Source organism: Streptomyces sp. OZ13, assembly GCF_052068155.1.
Taxonomy (GTDB): Bacteria; Actinomycetota; Actinomycetes; order Streptomycetales; family Streptomycetaceae; genus Streptomyces.
In genome coordinates this window covers 15,737-35,011 of record NZ_JBQHCZ010000011.1, presented here as the reverse complement: position 1 = coordinate 35,011, position 19,275 = coordinate 15,737, and the positions used below count along the sequence as shown (strand labels likewise).

The following is a 19,275-nucleotide window of genomic DNA, read 5'->3' as shown; positions in this document are numbered from 1 at the left end:
AGCGGCGGCCCGGTCACCCGTGACCGGGCCGCCGCCGCGCGGCCAAGTCCCGGCAGGCGCACGGCACGGGGCGGGACGCGCTCAGCGTTGCTGCCCGGCCATGACGGTGACCAGCCCGGCCACCACCATCAGGGAACCGGCCCAGGTCCACACCGAGGTCGGCTCGTGCAGCACGGTCGAACTGGCCAGCACGATCAGCAGGTAGCCCAGTGCGTTGAACGGATAGGCGATGTTCAGCGGCACCTCGGCGAGCGTCGCCATCCAGGCCACGGCGGAGACTCCGAAGACGACGATGCCGACGACGACCCAGGGCGTGGTCGCGGCCCGCGTGATCAGCGAACCCCCGCCGTGTTCCGCCAGGGCGGCCGCCGAGCGCATGCCGTGTTTCAGCATGATCTGCCCGGCCGCCGACGAGAAGACCGCGAAGAGCAGCAGTAACACGCTGGGCAGGGTCACGTTCTTCCTCCTGGGCGGCGGTCGGAGCCCGGCGTCAGGTGCCGGCGCCCACCCGGTCGGCGAGTCCGGCGGGGACGTACTGGCGGTTGAGGATGTCCTGGACATCGACGTGCTCCCCGGCGACGATCGTCTGCGCCGCGTGCGGGGTGAGCACGGCGACGTACTGGTAGCCGAAGAGTGTCGGCCGCACACGGGTCAGCAGCCGGGAGATACCGCCGAGGGCGCCGGCGACGGCGCCGCCGCCGAGCACGGACCAGAACGGAGCGCCGGTCGACGTGAGCTGGAGCTGGTCGAAGCCGGCGGCCCGCACGGTGCGGCGCAGACTGCTGCGGGTGAAGAAGCGCAGATGGGTCTCGTCGAGGATGCCCCGCCGGTCGTAGCCGAAGACGCCGAAAGCGACCCTCAGCCGTGAGTACCAGTGGCTGAAGTTGGGCACGGACAGCAGCATCCGGCCGCCGGGCCGCAGCACCTCCCGCAGCTCTCGCAGCACGTGCTCCGGCCGGGACAGGTGCTCGATGACGTCCCCGGCGACCACGTAGTCGTAGTCGGCGCCGACCTGCGGCGGCAGGCCCTCCTCCAGGTCGGCGAGGAGGAATTCGGAGCAGCGGTCCCGCACCCCGGGCACCTCGACGAAGTCCAGGCCGGTCACGGTGTGGCCGAGGTCTTCGAGACGCTCGGCGAACAGGCCGCCGGAGCAGCCGACGTCGAGGACCCGGCCCGGCGGCAGCCCTCGCATGATCTTGAGGATGGCGGAGTGCGAGGAGCCGTCGCCCTCCTTGAAGGCGTAGTCGACGGGCTTGGGGATCCAGGGGCAGGTGCCGAAGCCCTTGAGGGCGAGCCGGTATTCGAGGACGTCCTTGACGACGTCCTTCGCGTAACGCAGGCCGTTGACGTAGCAGATCTCGTCGCCGTAGTAGGTGGGGACGGGGATCTCCTTGATCCGCATCCCGGCGTCGAGCAGCTGGACGATGATCTGGGTGTCGAAGTCGAAGGCGTCGGTGTTCCGGTCGATCGGCAGTCTGCGCAGCGCCGCGACGCTGTAGGCACGGTAGCCGGAGTGGAACTCGGTGAGCCGTGAGCCGAGCAGACCGTTCTCGAAGCGGGTGAGGACGCGGTTGCCGAGCCACTTGTAGAACGGCATGCCGCCCTTCAGCGCACTGCCCGAGCGCATCATCCGGGAGCCGAACACCGCCTCGCACTCGCCGCGTTCGATGGGCGCGACCATCTCGGGCAGCAGCTCGGGGGCGTACTGGCCGTCGCCGTGCAGAAGCACCACGATGTCCAGGCCCCGTTCGGCGGCGAGAGCGTAGCCGGCCTTCTGGTTGCCGCCGTAACCGAGGTTCTTGGTGTGCCGCATGACGACGGTCGGCGGCATGCCGTCCAGCTGCGACCAGCGGCAGCCCGCGGTGAACGTCCCGTCGCTGCTCGCGTCGTCGAGGATCAGGATCTCGGCGACGCGGGACCGGAAGTCCTTGGGGATGCGGTCGAGCGTCTTCTCCAGCGTGGATTCCGCGTTGTAGGCGACGACGAGGATGCCGATCCGCGGGCTGGGGATTTCCTTCACTGGGGCTTCTCTACTCTCCGTTGGCGCGGGTCATCGGTGCGGTCTGTCGACGGGTGGGAGGCGGTGGCGGGCCGGTCGGTGCGCTGGGCGACGAGGGGCACGTGCTCTCCCGGAACGGGCGCGGGCGACTCTCTCAGCGCCCGGCGCACACCGCTCACGATCCCGGCGGCGAGCAGCAGCCAGCCCGCCTCCGCCAGGTGCAGGGCCCAGTCGTTCCAGCGGACGGCGCTCACGCCCGCGTAGACGATGACGGTGGTGACGCCGACGACGAGCCCGTATCCGAGGCCCTCCCACAGTCCGAAGAGGCAGAGGCCGACGACGGGCCAGGCGAGGTACTGCACGGCGGAACCGGTGCTGAGCAGGAGCAGCAGCGTGAGTGAGAGCGCGACGGCGTACGCGGCGCCGGTGGGGCGTACCCAGGCGAGCCAGGCTCCCGCGGCCATGCACAGCAGCACGAACAGGAGATGGAAGTCGCTGTGCAGCACCTCGACGAACGAGTCGGACGCGCCCGCCAGTTCGGCGAAGCGCACGAAGCCCCACAGCCTGGCCCGGCCGCCCTCGTACTCGAGGACCTTCTCCCGCAGCGGGACGGGCACGGCCGCCAGCACCGGCCCCCACAGGAGCAGCATCACGGCCGCGAGGCCCGCGCAGAACCGCACGGCGGCCGGACGCCCGGCCCGCACCGCCGCCACGATCAGAGCGGGGACGGCGACGACCGGGACGAGCTTGACGCTCACGGCCAGCGCCGCGGCGACGCCGGCGGCCAGCGGGGCACGGCGGTCGACGAGCAGGAAGGCCGCCAGGAGCATGAGCATGATGGCGACGGAGTCGGTGTTCCCGTGATATCCGGAGGTGGCGAAGAGGACGGGGCTGAGGGCACATCCGATCGCACACGCCGTGGCCGTCGCGAGTGTGCGGCGGCGGCGCAGGATCTCGAACACGAGAAGGGCCGAGACGAAATCGGCGAGGCAGGCCGGCGCGCGGATCAGACTGCCGAACGGAATTCCGAGCTTCTCCAGTTCATGGAATGCGGCGAGCATCCATCCCGCGAGCGGCGGATGGTTGTAGACGGGCAGGCGCGGCATCGGATGCTCGTAGACGCGGACCGGTCCGACCTGGGCGATCGCGCTGGCGAAGGCGTCGAAGATGCGGACGTCCGCCGGTCCCCGCTTCAGGGCTGCGAGAACAGTCTTGGCGAAGAGGGCTAGCGCGGAGACACCGATGACGAGGGTCCTTGCTCTTCGCACATCGAGCGTCGTCGTCGCCGTCCGCATTCGCAGGTCCATGACCGCCGAACGTAGCAATCCGGAGCGTCAACATCTCGCACCGATAACCACACTTAAATGCCGGGGAGTTCACTGCGCTGCGATCTTGGGCGCAATCCCGGCACGCGAATCACCCGTACGGCGGGGTCGGCCGATCGCCTCGCGCTTCAGTCCGGTGACGGCGGCCACCGCGCCCGCGTCGTCGACCCCGCGGCCGGCGCGCCGCCGCCGCATCGTCGTCGGCCCCGGGCCGCGGCCGCTCAGGCCCGGAGCGCGGCCACGGCTCCCCGCGCCACCTCGTCGAGGTAGCCGTCCGGCAGTTCGCCCCGCACCACCACCAGCCGCCAGTACAGCGGTCCGACGATCACATCGAGCGCGCGGTCCGGGTCCGCCGAGTCCGGCAGTTCGCCGCGCGCCACCGCGTCCCGGACGATCAGCGCGGCCACGCCCCGCTGGCCGTCCAGCAGCGCCGCCTTGATCGCGTCCGCGATCTCGGGGTTGCGTGCGGCCTCCACCAGCAGGTCCGGGATGACCTGCGAAGCCACGGGGTGGCGCAGCGCGTGCGCGGCGACCTCGAGCAGGGCGCGTACGTCCCCGTACAGGGATCCCGTCGCCGGCGCCGGCAGGCCCTGCGCCGCGAAGGCCGAGACGAGGTCCAGGACGAGGGACAGCTTGGACTTCCAGCGCCGGTAGACGGCCGTCTTCCCGACGCCCGCCCGCCGGGCGATGCCCTCGATCGACATCCGGGCGAAGCCGACGGCCGCCAGTTCGTCGAAGACGGCGGCCCGGATGGCGTCGGTCACGTCCTCCCGGAGCACGGCGGCTCCTGCTGGGGCGCGTCGCGGGCTTCTGGGGTCGGTCGTCATGCCCAGGAGCATACGCGGCGACGACGAAACGGTTGCGTTCCGACGTGATGCCGTCCTACTGTTCCCGTAGCGACGATACGGTCCCGTTCCATCGTTCTCATCGAGGTTGCGGACCGCGCCCCGCCCCTGCACGCGCATCGAAAGCGAGCCCGCGTGACCATCGCCAGCCCCACCGCGCCCCCGGCGGGCCCGGCGGCAACGCCTCCCGCCGACCCGGCCGCTCCCGCCCCGCCCACCGACCTCGCGGCGCTCGCCGCACGCCACGGACTGACCGTCAGCGGCGCCCGGCCCACCCTCCCCGCCTACGTCCGGCAGCTCTGGTCGCGGCGACACTTCATCACCGCGTTCGCGACCGCCAAACTCACCGCCCAGTACAGCCAGGCCCGCCTCGGGCAGCTCTGGCAGCTGATGACCCCGCTGCTCAACGCCGCCGTCTACTACCTGATCTTCGGCGTGCTGCTCGGCACCGCCCACCATGTCCCCGACTTCGTGCCGTTCCTGGTCACGGGCGTGTTCATCTGGACCTTCACCGCCAACACGGTCACGGCCGGCACCCGCGCGATCTCCGGAAACATCGGCCTCGTCAGAGCCCTGCACTTCCCGCGCGCCGCGCTGCCCGTCGCACTCGCCCTGCAACAGCTACAGCAACTGCTCTTCTCGCTCGGCGCGCTGATCGTGATCCTCGTCGGCTTCGGTCAGCTCCCGACGGCTTCCTGGCTGCTCGCGGTCCCCGCGCTGCTGCTCCAGGCGGTCTTCAGTACCGGCCTGTCCATGGCCATGGCGCGCGTCGCCGCCCGCACCCCCGACGTCGCCCAGCTGGTGCCCTTCCTGCTGCGCACCTGGATGTACGCGTCCGGCGTGATGTGGTCCGTCGACAAGGTGGTCGGCGACCGGGACCTGCCGCACCTGGTGGCTCTCGCGCTCCAGTACAACCCGGCCGCGCTCTACATCGACCTGGTGCGCTTCGCGTTCATCGATTCGTTCACCGCGGACCGGCTTCCGCCGCACGTCTGGGCCGCGGCCCTGGCGTGGGCCGTGCTTTGCGGAGCCGGCGGATTCCTGTACTTCTGGAAGGCTGAGGAGCAGTACGGCCGTGGCTGAGAACCCGACCCGTCCGACCGGAGAACCCACCCCTACCGTCGTCGTCGACGGCGTCCACATCACCTACAAGGTCAACGGCCCCCGCACCGGCCGGGGCAGCGCCACTTCCGCCCTCAGCCGGATCGTCTCCCGCCGGGCGCACCCCGGCGTACGCGAGGTGCACGCCGTCAAGGGCGTCAGCTTCGCCGCGTACCGGGGCGAGGCGATCGGCCTGATCGGCTCCAACGGTTCGGGCAAGTCCACCCTGCTCAAGGCCGTCGCCGGCCTCCTGCCGACCGCGAAGGGCAAGGTCTACACGGCCGGGCAGCCGTCCCTCCTCGGCGTCAACGCCGCGCTGATGTCCGACCTGACGGGCGAGCGCAACATCATCCTCGGCGGCCTCGCGATGGGTATGCCGCGCGACCGGATCCGCGACCGCTACGACGACATCGTCGACTTCTCCGGCATCAACGAGAAGGGCGACTTCGTCTCGCTGCCGATGCGGACGTACTCCTCCGGCATGGGAGCCAGGCTGCGCTTCTCCATCGCCGCCGCCAAGAACCACGACGTGCTTCTCATCGACGAGGCGCTGTCCACCGGCGACGCCCGCTTCCGCCGCCGCAGCCGGCAGCGCATCGAGGAGCTGCGGCGGGAGGCCGGCACGGTCTTCCTGGTCAGCCACAGCAACGCGACCATCACCGAGAGCTGCGACCGCGCTCTCTGGCTGGAAGCGGGCATCCTGCGGATGGACGGCCCGGCGAAGGAAGTCGTCACGGCGTACGAGGAGTTCACCGCGGCCGGGAACAAGGGCGGCGCCGGGACCGGGACCGCGAAGCAGCCCGCGCGGTAGGCTCCACTGCCGGTGCCGGACAGCCGAGGGGGCGGTTGGGATGGGCGGTCGAGGGCTTCAGCCGCTGCGGGACGACGACCCGCGCGAGATCGCCGGTTACCCGCTCCGGGCACGGATCGGGGAGGGCGGCATGGGAACCGTCTTCCTCACCCGCAGCCGCGACGGCGCCTCGCTTCCCGTCGCTCTCAAGCTCATCCGCCGCGAGCACGCCCGGAGCGAGAAGTTCCGCAGACGCTTCACCCGCGAGGTGGAGGCAGCGCGGCGGGTCAGCGGCCCGCATCTGGTCGAGGTCGTCGACCACGACGCGGAGGCGGACCAGCCGTGGCTCGCCACCCGTTACGTCCCCGGCCTGCCCCTGGGAGAGGCCCTCGACGGCCACGGGCCGCTGCCGCCCGAGTGCGTCCTGCGGCTGACGGCCGGCGCGGCGCGCGCGCTGGACGCAGTGCACACCGCGGGCCTCGTCCACCGCGACGTGAAGCCGGGGAACCTGCTGCTGTCCGCGGAAGGGCCATGGCTGCTCGACTTCGGCATCGCACGTGCCACGGACGGCACGTCCGTACTGACCACCGTCGGACGGATGGTCGGCACGCCGAAGTACATGTCCCCCGAACACGCGCTGGGCCGGCAGGTCACGCCCGCCTCCGACGTGTTCACGCTGGGGCTCGTCGCCGCGGAGGCGGCCACCGGTCGCCACCCGTACGGCGAGGGCGGCGGCCTGGTCGTCGCCACCCGTATCGCCGGCACCGACCGCGACCCCCCGGACCTCTCCGCCCATCCGCCCACCCTCCGCCGGCTTCTGACCGCCGCGCTGGCGGCCCGCCCGGAGGACCGCCCGACGGCGGCGGAGGTCGCGGAACTGTGCGGCGCCGGTGCGGACCTCACGACGGCCGGCTGGCTCCCGAAGCGCGTCGCTTCGGCGGTCACGGAAGTCGCCCGCGCGTCGGCCAAGGCCTCGCCCGATGCCCGCGACCCGCGGACCGGCTGGCTGCACCGCCTGCGCGGCGACGGCTGACATACGCGACGGACCCGGCCGCCCCCGAAGGCGCGACCGGGTCCGTGCGAGGGGCCGTCAGCTGTGGGTGCGCAGCAGCTGCCGCATCGTCCGCATCGCCACCGACAGGTTGGCCAGGTCGAACGTGTCCGAGCTCTGGATCTCCTCCAGCGTCGTCCGCGCCCGTCCCAGGATCGCCGCGTTCTTCTGCTCCCAGGCCTTGAAGCGCTCCTCCGGGGTCGAGGTCCCGTTGCCCACCGACAGCACGACGCCGGTGAGCGCGGCGTGTGCCGCGTACAGGTCCTCACGGATGGAGGCACGGGCCATGGACTGCCAGCGGTCGGCCCGCGGCAGTTCGATGATCCGGTCCATCAGCTGGGTGATGGCGAGCCGGTCGGCGAGGTCGTAGTACACCTCGGCGACCGCCAGCGGGTCCTGACCGGTGCGGTCCGAGATCGCCACGATGTCGAGCGTCGGGAAGGCGGACGAGAAGCCGGCCACCCGCAGCGCGAGGAACTCGGGAACGCCCTCCCCGGTGAGCTCGTCGAGGATGCCCTGGTACCAGTCCAGGTCCGCGCCCCGCAGCATCTTCGGCAGCTCTGTCCACACCTGCTCGACGCGCTCGGAGAAGAACTCGATCGTCCCTGCCAGCTCCAGCGGCTGCGGCCGGTTGCCCAGCAGCCACCGCGTGCCGCGCTCGACGAGGCGGCGCGAGTGCAGCCGGATCCGGGTCTGGACGTCCGCCGCGACCTGGTTGTCGAGCGCCTCGACCGCGTCCCACACCGCGCTGAGCCCGAAGATCTCCCGGGCCGCGGTCTGCGCCCGCACGATCTCCTCGATCGACGCGCCGGTCTCCTCGCGCAGCCGGTGCAGGAACGTCGAACCACCGGTGTTGACCGTGTCGTTGACGAGCACCGTCGTCACGATCTCGCGGCGCAGCGCGTGCGCGTCGATCGCCTCGCCGAACTGCTCCCGCAGCGGCTTGGGGAAGTAGGCGTGCAGCAGCCGCCGCAGGTACGGGTCGTCCGGCAGGTCCGTCCCGATCAGCTCGTCCGCCACCGTGATCTTCGTGTAGGCGAGGAGGACGGCCAGCTCGGGCTGACTCAGTCCCTTGCCCGCGGCCAGCAGTTCACGGATCTGGCGGTCGTTGGGCAGGAACTCCAGCGCCCGGTCCAGGCGTCCGTCACGGCCGAGGCGGCGCATGAACCGCTGGTGGGCGTGGAGCAGGGACGGTGACTGGGTGACCGCGTTGGCGAGCGCGGTGTTCTGCGCGTAGTTGTTGCGCAGCACCAGCGCGCCGACCTCGTCGGTCATCTGCGCCAGCAGCTGGTTGCGCTGCTTGACGGTCATGTCGCCGTCCGCGACCAGGCCGTTGAGCAGGATCTTGATGTTGACCTCGTGGTCGGAGGTGTCGACGCCGGCGCTGTTGTCGATGGCGTCGGTGTTGATCTTTCCGCCGTTGCGGTCGAACTCGATCCGGCCGAGCTGGGTCAGACCCAGGTTGCCGCCCTCACCGACGACCCGGACCCGCAGGTCCTCGCCGTTGACGCGGATGGCGTCGTTGGCCTTGTCGCCGACGTCGGCGTTCGACTCGGTGGACGCCTTGACGTAGGTGCCGATGCCGCCGTTCCACAGCAGGTCGACGGGGGCCTTGAGGATGGCCTGCATCAGCTCCGCCGGCGTCAGCTTCGCGATGCCGGGACCGATGCCGAGGGCCTCGCGCATCGCCGCGTTGACCGGGATCGACTTGGCCGTGCGCGGGTGGACGCCGCCGCCCTGGGACAGCAGTTCCTTGTTGTAGTCGGCCCAGGAGGAACGGGGCAGTTCGAAGAGCCGGCGGCGCTCCGCGTACGAGAGGGCCGCATCAGGGTTCGGGTCGATGAAGATGTGGCGGTGGTCGAAGGCCGCGACGAGCCGGATGTGCTCGCTGAGCAGCATGCCGTTGCCGAACACGTCACCGGACATGTCGCCGACGCCGACGACCGTGAAGTCCTGGGTCTGGGTGTCGTGGCCGAGCTCGCGGAAGTGCCGCTTGACCGACTCCCAGGCGCCGCGGGCGGTGATGCCCATGCCCTTGTGGTCGTATCCGGCGGAGCCGCCCGACGCGAAGGCGTCACCGAGCCAGAAGTTGTACGCGACCGCGACCTCGTTGGCGATGTCGGAGAACGACGCGGTGCCCTTGTCGGCGGCCACCACGAGGTACGTGTCGTCCTCGTCGTGCCGGACCACCTGGGCCGGCGGGACGACCTCGCCCGCGACCAGGTTGTCGGTGATGTCGAGGAGCGCCGAGATGAAGATCCGGTAGCAGGCGATGCCTTCGGCGAGCCAGGCGTCACGGTTCACGGACGGGTCGGGCAGCTGCTTGGCGACGAAGCCGCCCTTGGCGCCGACCGGCACGATCACGGTGTTCTTGACCATCTGCGCCTTGACCAGGCCGAGGATCTCCGTACGGAAGTCCTCACGCCGGTCGGACCAGCGCAGACCGCCTCGGGCGACCTTGCCGAAGCGCAGGTGGACGCCCTCGACCCGCGGCGAGTACACCCAGATCTCGAACGCCGGGCGCGGTGCCGGCAGGTCCGGGATGGCCTGCGGGTCGAACTTCATCGACACATAGCCGTGCGGGGCGCCGCCTGCCGCCTCCTGGAAGAAGTTGGTGCGCAGGGTGGCCTTGATGACGGTGAGGAAGGCACGCAGGATGCGGTCCTCGTCGAGGCTGGCGACCTGGTCGAGCGCGCCGTCGAGTTCCTCGAGCAGTCCGTCGATCAGCTCGGTGCCGGCCCGCTGGCGGTCCGGCGACATCCGCGCCTCGAACAGCGAGACCAGCAACCGGGTGGTGTGGACGTTGTTGCGGAGGGTGTCCTCCATGTAGTCCTGGCTGAAGGTCGAACCGGCCTGGCGCAGGTACTTCGCGTACGCGCGCAGCACCATCGCCTCGCGCCAGTTGAGCCCCGCACCGAGCACCAGCGAGTTGAAGCCGTCGTTCTCCGCCTCGCCCGTCCACACGGCGGCGAAGGCGTCCTGGAAGCGCTCGCGGGCGTCGTCGGCGAGGTAGTCGCCGTTCGCGCCGGTCTTCGGCATGCGCAGCCCGAAGTCGTAGATCCAGGCGTGGGTCCGGTCGGCGCACCGCAGTTCGTACGGGCGCTCGTCGACGACCTCGCAGCCGAGGCGCTGCAGCACCGGCAGCACCGCGGACAGGGAGACCTGCTCACCGGTCCGGTAGATCTTGAAGCGCCGCTCGCCGGGGCCCGCCCCGACCGGCTCGTACAGGGACAGCGCGAAGTCCTTGCCGGACTCGGCGAGCTCCTCCATGCGGACCAGGTCGGCCACGGCGGAGCGCGGCGAGTGGTCGGCCTTGTAGCCCTCCTGGAAGGCGCCCGCGTAGCGGCGCAGCAGCTCGGCGGCGCGTTCCTCGCCGAACTCGGCGTTCAGCGCCTCGCCGAAGCCGTCGGCCCAGGAGCGCGCCGCCTCGACCAGCCGTGCCTCGATGCGCTCGGTGTCGGCGTCGGTGAGGTGCGGCAGCTCGGTACCGACGGGGACCCGCACCACGAAGTGGATGCGGGAGAGGATCGACTCGGTGTTCCACGCGGTGAAGTCGACGCTGGTCCCGCCGAGTTCCTCCTTGAGGATGTCGATCAGGCGCAGCCGCACACCGGTGGTGTAGCGGTCACGCGGCAGGTAGACCAGCGCGGAGTAGTAGCGCCCGTACTCGTCCTGGCGCAGATACAGCCGCAGCCTGCGGCGCTCCTGGAGGTAGAGGACGCTGGTGACGATCGCACGCAACTGGTCGGCGGGCGTCTGGAAGAGCTCGTCACGCGGGTACGTCTCGAGGATCTGCAGCAGGTCGCGACCGTCGTGGCTGTTGGGCGAGAAGCCCGCGCCCTCCAGGACCTCCGCGACCTTGCGGCGGACGACCGGCACGCGGCGCACCGACTCGGTGTACGCGGCGGAGGAGAACAGGCCGAGGAAGCGGCGCTCCCCGACGACGTTGCCCTCGGCGTCGAACTTCTTGACGCCGATGTAGTCCAGGTAGCTGGGGCGGTGCACGGTGGCGCGGCTGTTGGCCTTCGTCAGCACGAGCAGCTTGTGCTCACGGGCCTTGGCGCGGGCATCGGCCGGCAGCCGGCTGAAGGACGGACTGACCGGGTGGGCCTCGTCCTCGTGGTGCGGCGGGTCGGAGCGCAGGATCCCGAGTCCGGTGCCGGGGACGGCGGCCAGCGCGTCGGCGTCGGTGAGTTCGTACTCCCGGTAGCCGAGGAAGGTGAAGTGGTCGGCGGCGAGCCAGCGCAGCAGCTCACGGGCCTCCTCGACCTCCTGCTCGGGCAGGTCGTCGGCCTTGGGCTCGTCGGGCAGCCGCTCGGCGATGCGCAGCGCGGCGTCGCGCATCTTCTCCCAGTCCTCGACGGCCTCTCGGACGTCGGACAGGACGCGCAGCAGATCGGCGGTGATCTGCTTCAGGTCGGCGCGGTCGGTCTCGCGGTCGATCTCGACGTGGATCCAGGACTCGACGAGGGCGTCGTGCGGGAGGTCCTTGGCATGCGTGTCCGAGGACAGGACCTCGATGAGCCTGCCGGTCACATCACGGCGGACGACGACCTGCGGGTGGATCACGACATGGATGCCGCGGCCCTGGCGGGAGAGCTCGTTGGTGACGGAGTCGACGAGGAAGGGCATGTCGTCGGTGACGACTTCCACGACGGAGTGGCTGCAGGTCCAGCCGTTCTCCTCCACGGTCGGCGTGTGGACGCGGACGTTCGCGGTGCCCTGGGGGCGGTTTTCGGCGAGCCGGTAGTGGGAAAGTGCCGCACCGAAGATGTCGACCGGGTCGCGGTCGGTCAGGTCCTCCGGAGCTGTGTGCAGGTAGTAGCGCTGGAGGTACGTGAGCAGGGTGTCCCGGTCAGGGCGCTTCCCTTGCTCTGTCCCAGTCGGAAGGTGCCCCCCGGCCGGGCTGTTCTCAGCTACCCGGGCGGCCCGTGCGAGCAGCTCGGCCTTGGCTTCGTCCAGCTTGGTCTGCATGTCCTCTGGCTCCTGTCGCGCGCCGTTGCGTGACGTAGGTGAAAGATGCGACGAATCGCCGCGTCCCGGGGTGTCCGGTCGCAGTCGACGGTATGCCGCGATGAGAGTCGTCCGAGCCGTTATCGGCCAATTCTGTCTGGCTGCGACAGTCCGGACGGGAGGGGTCAGCGATCGCCCGGACGCGGTGGCGGTCCGGGCGCAGGCCGGGGGCTTCGCTGCCCCCACGGCATATCGCGCTGATCACGCCCCCAGGCTATCTCCCCGCACCCCCGCCCCGTCATGAGCCGTATGTGTACAAAAGCGGGGTCCGAAGTTTGACACTCTGGACAGCGACACAGGCCCTCTTGGCAACCAATCAACCGGGAGCAGCCATGACCACGAAGATCCTCATCGTCACCGGGGACGCCGCAGAGTCCCTGGAGGTCCTCTACCCGTACCAGCGGCTGCTGGAAGAGGGGTACGAGGTGCACATCGCGGCCCCCGCCCGCAAGAAGCTGCAGTTCGTCGTGCACGACTTCGAGCCGGGCTTCGACACCTACACCGAGAAGCCGGGCTACACCTGGCAGGCGGACCTGGCCTTCTCCGAGGTCGAGCCCGGGGCGTACGCCGCCATCGTGATTCCCGGCGGCCGCGCGCCCGAGTATCTGCGCAACGACCCCGAGCTCCGCAAGATCCTCAAGGCGTTCTTCGACTCCGACAAGCCGGTGGCCCAGATCTGCCACGGCCCGCTGCTGACCGCGGCGACCGGGGGACTGGAGGGACGCCGCGTCACCTCGTACCCGGCGCTCGAACTGGACATGCAGGCCGCCGGGGCGTCGTTCCAGGACGTGGCGGCGGTCGTGGACGGTTCGCTGGTCTCCTCGCGCGCCTGGCCGGACCATCCGGTGTGGATGCGGGAGTTCCTCAAGGTGCTGCGGGCGACGGCGCCGGTGACGTGACGCCCGTGGCCGGTCAGCCGGCCACGAGCTCCTCGGCCACCTCGACCGCCTCCTGGAGCGAGTCGACCACCGGCACTCCGACGCTTTCCAGACTGGCGCGGCTGTGCGATCCGCCTGTGTACAGCACGGCCTTCGCGCCGACGTGGGCGGCGGCGACGGCATCGTCCGCCGCGTCACCGATGACGACGACATGCTCGGCCCTTACGCCGCCGAGCTGCGCCAGGTGCCGCACCATGTGCTCGGCCTTGCCCGCGGTCGACGCGCCGATCCGGCCGTCGACCCGGACGAAGCGCTCCTCGATGCCGTGCCGGCGCACGATGGGCACCAGGTGTTCGTGCGGGGCGAGGGACAGCAGCGACTGGGTCAGACCGGCACTCTGGCGGCGGACGAGCAGCTCCGCGGCACCCTCGGCGAGCCCGCACGTCTCGGCCCGGGTCCAGTAGTGCTTGTGGAAGGCCGCGTCCATCACGAGCCATTCGTCGTTCGTCGGCAGCCGCCCCATGAGCCGCTCGTAGAAACGGGGGACGGGCACGCAGTACAGCTCCCGGTACCGCTCGAGCGTGATCTGCTCGAGCCCCAGCTCCGCGAAGGCGGCGTTCGTCGCCGCGATGACCGCGCCGATGTCGTCGAGCAGTGTGCCGTTCCAGTCCCAGACCAGATGCGCCTGCGTCCCCTGCTTGCCCATGGCGGAAACCGTACAGGCCGGGTACGACAGACCGGCGCACGGCGGGTCACCGGGTGCGGCATCGGGGCGGGGGTCACCGGGAGCGGCAACGTGTACGGCGGCACCGGGTACGACGGCCGGCGCGAGGCAGGTCACCGGCACGGCAACGCGTGCGGTGGGTCACCGTTTCGACGGCCGGCGTGGGCGGCAGGTCAGCCGACGATGTTCGGGATCTCCTGCACGCCGAACCAGAGCAGTTCGTGGTCCTCCGCGCCGTCGACGGTGAACTGCGCGTCGTCGTCACCGTGGTCGGCCGCGCCGAGCGCCGCGACGGCGGCCGCGACGTCGTCCACCGCGTCGTCGGCGTCCACATGGACGGCGGCCGCCTTGGACATCGGCACGGCCCGGGCGACCCGAACCTCGCCGAGCGCACCGGCGTCGAGGACCCGGTCGGGATCGGCGACGGCGTCCTGGTCCGGCACGTCGACGGCCACGACCGCGCGGCGCCGGGCCGCGTCGGGGTCGCCGGCGATCAGACGCAGGGACGCGGCGGCGGCGCGGCTGAGCGCCGCGTACTCCAGTTCCTCGATGTCGTCGGAGACGTACCACTCGCGCAGTCCGGGCGTGACGGCGTAGGCGGTCAGCGGACCGGGGCCCAGTTCGCCCGCCTTGTGCGCCGCTGCGAGACCGGGAAGGGTCAGGGGGACGTACACGCGCATGACAGGCCGCTTTCGTAGTCGGTGATCGCCCTCAGGATACGTGCGGCGTCCCCCTTCGGGGTGCGCCCGCTCGCCCTCCCGCCGTCCACCTGGTACACCGCCGAAGGCCCGTGCGGCCCGCCCGTACAGCGCCTCGTCACACTGATAGGTGAACTTCCCGACCGCCTCCCTGGGCGGTTTCGCCGCTTTGCGGCAAAGGTGCGCACGCCATAGAAGTTCCCCGTCGAAGCTACCTCCCGGTACCCAGCCCGGGACCAGCACATCGGGGGCGATCCGTATGGACAGGACAAGGCCCGCAGGCCGCCACGACCAGCGCAGGCCCGCCGCCCACGCGGCGGCGGCGCTGACCCGGGCACGCGGCAGGCTGCACAAACCGCACTACTGGTTCGCCGACCGCCTGCTCGCGGTCCTGAGCGGCCGGCGACCGGTGCACTGGATGCTCGGGCACACGATCGGCGAGGCCTATGAACAGTTGGTCCGGCTCGCGCCGGGGACGCCGTTGCTTCCGGCGGACCGGGCCACGCCGGTCATCCGCCACTGCGGCGAGTTCCACCCGGGGCCGGGCGTGATCGAGGCCTTCGCCCGCATCGGCTCGGGCGACCGGGTCAGCGCGATGGCGTTCCGGCTGGAGCAGGGCCGGGACCTGCGCTGGCGCTGCGCGGCGATCGAGGTCGCGGCGAACCGCTGAAACGGCGGCCCGGGTGGGCGGTGGGCCCCGCGCTGCGGCGTCCGGTCCTCCGGGGGTCTGAGGCTGCTGGGCGGAGCCCGGGCATGCGCAGCCATGGTGTACGGATGCCTGAGTGCCCGCCTGGAGGCCCCGAGCGGCGCGGCCGGGCATTGGCCGGGCCGCGCCGCTCGGAGCGGCCCCGCGCTGCCTGGAAGGCCGTCCGGGGGGCGTGGAGCCAGGGCCTGGGCGGCCCCCGGCCAGCGGCGAGCAGCCAGGATCCAGCCAGTCGGCTGCGGAGGAGCAGACAGGGCCTGGCGGTCAGGCACGGGCGAGAAGCCAGGGCCCGGCCGCGGCCGGGCCGGTTCGATGGAGCCCGGGCGCCTGACCGGGCGGGCCCGATCGTCGGGGAAGACGCGGCCGGGGCCGGACACCCCTCGGTGTCCGGCCCCGGCCGTCGGATGCTGCGTACGCCGTCACTTCTTGCGACGACGTCCCGCCGTCTTCTGTGCCTTGCGGCGCTCCGCACGCGTCATGCCGTCCGACTCCGACCGCGACTGGCCGTCGCCGTTGTCGAAGTCGCCCTCGATCACGCCGCCCTCGCCGTCCACCGTCGGAGCGGAGAAGTGCAGGCGGTCGGGACGCTGCGGCGTCTCGAGCCCCTTGGCACGGATCTCGGGACGACCCGCGCCCGCCGGCACCGCGTCCTCCTTGGCCAGCGAGGTCTTCGCCGCCGCCTCCTGCACCGGGACCTCCTCGACCTGCTGCTCGACCTGGACCTCCAGGTTGAACAGGTAGCCGACGGACTCCTCCTTGATGCCCTCCATCATGGCGGTGAACATGTCGAAGCCCTCACGCTGGTACTCGACCAAGGGGTCCTTCTGCGCCATCGCGCGCAGGCCGATGCCCTCCTGGAGGTAGTCCATCTCGTAGAGGTGCTCGCGCCACTTGCGGTCCAGGACCGACAGCACCACGCGCCGCTCGAGCTCACGCATGATGTCCGAGCCGAGCTGCTTCTCACGCTCGTCGTACTGCTGGTGGATGTCGTCCTTGATCGAGTCGGCGATGAACTCGGCGGTGATACCGGCACGGTCGCCGGCCGCCTCCTCCAGCTCCTCGACGGTGATCTTCACCGGGTAGAGCTGCTTGAACGCGCCCCACAGGCGGTCCAGGTCCCACTCCTCGGCGAAGCCCTCGACCGTCTCCGCCTGGATGTAGGCGTCGATGGTGTCGTCCATGAAGTGACGCACCTGCTCGTGCAGGTCCTCGCCCTCCAGAACGCGGCGGCGCTCGCCGTAGATGACCTCGCGCTGCCGGTTGAGCACCTCGTCGTACTTCAGGACGTTCTTACGGGTCTCGAAGTTCTGCTGCTCGACCTGGGACTGCGCGGAGGCGATCGCGCGCGTCACCATCTTGTTCTCGATCGGGACGTCGTCGGGCACGTTCGCCATCGACATCACGCGCTCGACCATCTGTGCCTTGAACAGGCGCATCAGGTCGTCGCCGAGCGAGAGGTAGAAACGGGACTCGCCGGGGTCGCCCTGACGGCCGGAACGACCGCGCAGCTGGTTGTCGATACGGCGGGACTCGTGGCGCTCGGTGCCCAGCACGTACAGGCCTCCGAGCTCCTTGACCTCGTCGTGCTCGGCCTTCACGGCCGCCTCGGCGCGCTCCAGCGCGGCGGGCAGGGCCGCGGCCCACTCCTCGACGTGCTCGACGGGGTCGAGACCGGCCTGGCGCAGCTCGGCCTCCGCGAGGTCGTCAGGGTTGCCGCCGAGCTTGATGTCGGTACCACGGCCGGCCATGTTCGTGGCGACGGTGACGGCGCCCTTGCGGCCGGCCTGGGCGACGATCGTCGCCTCACGGTCGTGCTGCTTGGCGTTGAGGACCTCGTGCTGGATGCCGCGCTTGCTCAGCTGCTGCGAGAGGTACTCGGACTTCTCGACCGAAGTGGTGCCGACGAGGATCGGCTGGCCCTTCTCGTGCTTCTCCGCGATGTCGTCGACGACGGCGGCGAACTTCGCGACCTCGGTGCGGTAGATCAGGTCGGACTGGTCCTTGCGGACCATCGGCCTGTTCGTCGGGATCGGCACGACACCGAGCTTGTAGATCTGGTGGAACTCGGCGGCCTCGGTCATCGCCGTACCGGTCATACCGGAGAGCTTGTCGTAGAGGCGGAAGAAGTTCTGGAGGGTGATCGTGGCGAGCGTCTGGTTCTCGTCCTTGATGTCCACCCCTTCCTTCGCCTCGATCGCCTGGTGCATGCCCTCGTTGTAGCGGCGGCCGGCGAGGATACGGCCGGTGTGCTCGTCGACGATCATGACTTCGCCGTCGATGACGACGTAGTCCTTGTCCTTCTTGAACAGTTCCTTGGCCTTGATGGCGTTGTTCAGATAACCGACGAGGGGCGTGTTCACCGACTCGTAGAGGTTGTCGATGCCGAGCCAGTCCTCGACCTTGGCGACACCGGACTCGTGGATCGCGACGGTGCGCTTCTTCTCGTCGACCTCGTAGTCGCCGGTCTCCTCGATGCCCTTGAGCTGGTTCCCCGCCTCGCCGCGGGTGAGACGCGTCACGAGCTTGGCGAAGTCGCCGTACCACTTGGTGGCCTGGTCGGCGGGGCCGGAGATGATCAGCGGCGTACGGGCCTCGTCGACGAGGATCGAGTCGACCTCGTCGACCACGGCGAAGTTGTGGCCGCGCTGGACGAGCTCGTCCTTGGACCACGCCATGTTGTCGCGCAGATAGTCGAAGCCGAACTCGTTGTTCGTGCCGTAAGTGATGTCGCAGTTGTACTGCTCACGGCGCTGGGCCGGCGACATGTTGGCGAGGATGCAGCCGACTTCGAGGCCCAGGAACTTGTGGACGCGGCCCATCATCTCGGAGTCGCGCTCGGCGAGGTAGTCGTTCACCGTGATCAGGTGGACGCCCTTGCCGGACAGCGCGTTCAGATAGGTGGGGAGCGTGCCGACGAGGGTCTTGCCCTCACCGGTCTTCATCTCTGCGACATATCCGAGGTGCAGGGCGGCGCCGCCCATGAGCTGGACGTCGTAGTGGCGCTGGCCGAGCACTCGCTTGGCGGCCTCACGCACGGTGGCGAACGCCTCGGGAAGCAGGTCGTCCAGGCTCTCACCGTCTGCGAAACGCTGCTTGTACTCGTCCGTGAGCGCCCGCAACTCGGCGTCGGAGAGGTTGACGAAGTCCTCTTCGATGGAGTTGACCTGGTCCGCGATGCGGTGCAGTTTGCGCAGGATCTTGCCTTCGCCTGCACGCATGAGCTTGTTGAAGACGGACACTGAGGTTGGTCTCCTTGCCGGTCGGGCCTGGCACTGGGTCTGTGGTGGACACTGGCGCGGGCACGGCAGGTGGGCCCCACCGCATCGGCCATCGTAAGCGAGGACCCGGCCGCGTCGGGAGGTCCATGGCCACTGAGCCCTGCTGTCCGCCATCAGGTGAACGCGTGGGAAGCAGTGAAGGTGCCGGTCAAGCACGGAAAGTGCTCGCATCGGCGCGCCGCGCTGGCAAGAATCCCGGCATGGAGCCGATCACCCTCACCACCGAACGCCTGCTGCTGCGGACCTTCACCCCCGAGGACACGAAGTCCGTCCACCAGGCCTGCCAGGATCCCGACATCCAGCGGTGGACGACGGTTCCCTCCCCCTACGAGTGGCAACACGCCGCCGAGTTCACCGAACAGACGGTCCCCGACGGCTGGCGCAACGGCACCATGTGCACCTTCGCCGTGCTGCCGCGCGAAGGCGGGCCGCTGATGGGCTCGGTCGCCGTGACCATGCGCACCTTTTCCGGCACGTGGGAGATCGGCTTCTGGACGGGCAAGGAACACCGGGGCCGGGGCGTCATGGCGGAGAGCGTCACCGCCGTCTCCCACTGGGCCTTCATGAGACTGGGCGCCACCCGTCTGGAATGGCGCGCCGAGGTCGGCAACGCCGCCTCGCGCGCGGTCGCGCAGAAGGCCGGCTTCCGCATGGAGGGGGAGCTGCGCGCGGCACTGCTCAACAAGGACACCCTGCGCGACGTGTGGGTCGGTGGACTGCTTCCGTCCGACCTCGGGCTGGCGAGCAACCACGCCTATCTGCCGGCACGCCGCTGAGTCCGGGTTCCCTCCCGCGGCGAAGCCGTAGGCGCCGGTCCCCGGGCGGAGCACCGTGATTCCTCGTCGGGGGCCCCTTGCGTAGGGGGCCGGA

14 protein-coding genes are annotated in these 19,275 nt (G+C 70.4%); 6 read left to right on the top strand and 8 right to left on the bottom strand.

Annotation, left to right across the window (positions count from 1 at the left end):
* Positions 1 to 81: 81 nt before the first annotated feature.
* From ACTMTU_RS23390 to ACTMTU_RS23375, 4 genes are all read right to left on the bottom strand, one after another.
* On the bottom strand, positions 82 to 456 hold the full coding sequence (locus ACTMTU_RS23390) for a hypothetical protein (RefSeq protein ID WP_441265448.1): 375 nt from the start codon (positions 454 to 456) through the stop codon (positions 82 to 84).
* Positions 457 to 490: 34 nt separating this feature from the next.
* Positions 491 to 2,020 (bottom strand): methyltransferase domain-containing protein, encoded by a 1,530-nt coding sequence (locus tag ACTMTU_RS23385; RefSeq protein WP_441265447.1) that lies wholly within the window; start codon positions 2,018 to 2,020, stop codon positions 491 to 493.
* The gene (locus tag ACTMTU_RS23380) at positions 2,017 to 3,306 is read right to left on the bottom strand and encodes a glycosyltransferase family 39 protein (RefSeq protein ID WP_441265446.1); all 1,290 of its coding nucleotides are present in this window, start codon (positions 3,304 to 3,306) and stop codon (positions 2,017 to 2,019) included. Before ACTMTU_RS23380 ends, ACTMTU_RS23385 begins: the two co-directional genes overlap by 4 nt.
* A 239-nt stretch (positions 3,307 to 3,545) precedes the next feature.
* Positions 3,546 to 4,163, bottom strand: coding sequence for a TetR/AcrR family transcriptional regulator (locus tag ACTMTU_RS23375; protein WP_441265445.1), 618 nt, complete (start codon positions 4,161 to 4,163; stop codon positions 3,546 to 3,548).
* 147 nt (positions 4,164 to 4,310) lie between these two features.
* Here ACTMTU_RS23375 and ACTMTU_RS23370 point away from each other — a divergent pair, with 147 nt between their 5' ends.
* Genes ACTMTU_RS23370 through ACTMTU_RS23360 form a run of 3 tightly spaced genes read left to right on the top strand, consistent with a single transcriptional unit; the run spans position 4,311 to position 7,093 of the window.
* On the top strand, positions 4,311 to 5,252 hold the full coding sequence (locus ACTMTU_RS23370) for an ABC transporter permease (protein WP_441265600.1): 942 nt from the start codon (positions 4,311 to 4,313) through the stop codon (positions 5,250 to 5,252).
* On the top strand, positions 5,245 to 6,081 hold the full coding sequence (locus tag ACTMTU_RS23365) for an ABC transporter ATP-binding protein (protein WP_441265444.1): 837 nt from the start codon (positions 5,245 to 5,247) through the stop codon (positions 6,079 to 6,081). Before ACTMTU_RS23370 ends, ACTMTU_RS23365 begins: the two co-directional genes overlap by 8 nt.
* Positions 6,082 to 6,121: 40 nt before the next feature.
* Positions 6,122 to 7,093, top strand: a complete 972-nt coding sequence (locus ACTMTU_RS23360) for a serine/threonine-protein kinase (protein ID WP_441265443.1) — start codon at positions 6,122 to 6,124, stop codon at positions 7,091 to 7,093.
* Positions 7,094 to 7,150: 57 nt separating this feature from the next.
* On the opposite strand, the gene ACTMTU_RS23355 is transcribed toward ACTMTU_RS23360, so the two are convergent.
* Positions 7,151 to 12,085: an NAD-glutamate dehydrogenase gene (locus ACTMTU_RS23355; protein WP_441265442.1), complete on the bottom strand. Its 4,935-nt coding sequence runs from the start codon at positions 12,083 to 12,085 to the stop codon at positions 7,151 to 7,153.
* Positions 12,086 to 12,456: 371 nt separating this feature from the next.
* Here ACTMTU_RS23355 and ACTMTU_RS23350 point away from each other — a divergent pair, with 371 nt between their 5' ends.
* The gene (locus ACTMTU_RS23350; RefSeq protein WP_005316866.1) at positions 12,457 to 13,023 is read left to right on the top strand and encodes a DJ-1/PfpI family protein; all 567 of its coding nucleotides are present in this window, start codon (positions 12,457 to 12,459) and stop codon (positions 13,021 to 13,023) included.
* Positions 13,024 to 13,036: 13 nt separating this feature from the next.
* Here the strand turns inward: ACTMTU_RS23350 and ACTMTU_RS23345 are convergent, their stop codons facing one another.
* Together ACTMTU_RS23345 and ACTMTU_RS23340 are read right to left on the bottom strand one after the other, a co-directional pair.
* Positions 13,037 to 13,708: an HAD family hydrolase gene (locus tag ACTMTU_RS23345; protein WP_441265441.1), complete on the bottom strand. Its 672-nt coding sequence runs from the start codon at positions 13,706 to 13,708 to the stop codon at positions 13,037 to 13,039.
* Between the two features lie 191 nt (positions 13,709 to 13,899).
* Positions 13,900 to 14,406, bottom strand: a complete 507-nt coding sequence (locus ACTMTU_RS23340; protein ID WP_441265440.1) for a DUF6912 family protein — start codon at positions 14,404 to 14,406, stop codon at positions 13,900 to 13,902.
* 277 nt (positions 14,407 to 14,683) lie between these two features.
* Between ACTMTU_RS23340 and ACTMTU_RS23335 the strand changes: the two genes are divergently transcribed.
* The gene (locus ACTMTU_RS23335; protein WP_441265439.1) at positions 14,684 to 15,094 is read left to right on the top strand and encodes an Rv3235 family protein; all 411 of its coding nucleotides are present in this window, start codon (positions 14,684 to 14,686) and stop codon (positions 15,092 to 15,094) included.
* 452 nt (positions 15,095 to 15,546) lie between these two features.
* Here the strand turns inward: ACTMTU_RS23335 and secA are convergent, their stop codons facing one another.
* Entirely contained in the window at positions 15,547 to 18,366 is a 2,820-nt protein-coding gene (secA, locus tag ACTMTU_RS23330; RefSeq protein WP_441265438.1) for a preprotein translocase subunit SecA, read from the bottom strand.
* A 239-nt stretch (positions 18,367 to 18,605) separates the two neighbouring features.
* Here secA and ACTMTU_RS23325 point away from each other — a divergent pair, with 239 nt between their 5' ends.
* Complete coding sequence (locus tag ACTMTU_RS23325; protein WP_441265437.1) at positions 18,606 to 19,181, top strand: GNAT family N-acetyltransferase; 576 nt, start codon at positions 18,606 to 18,608, stop codon at positions 19,179 to 19,181.
* Positions 19,182 to 19,275: the final 94 nt, after the last annotated feature.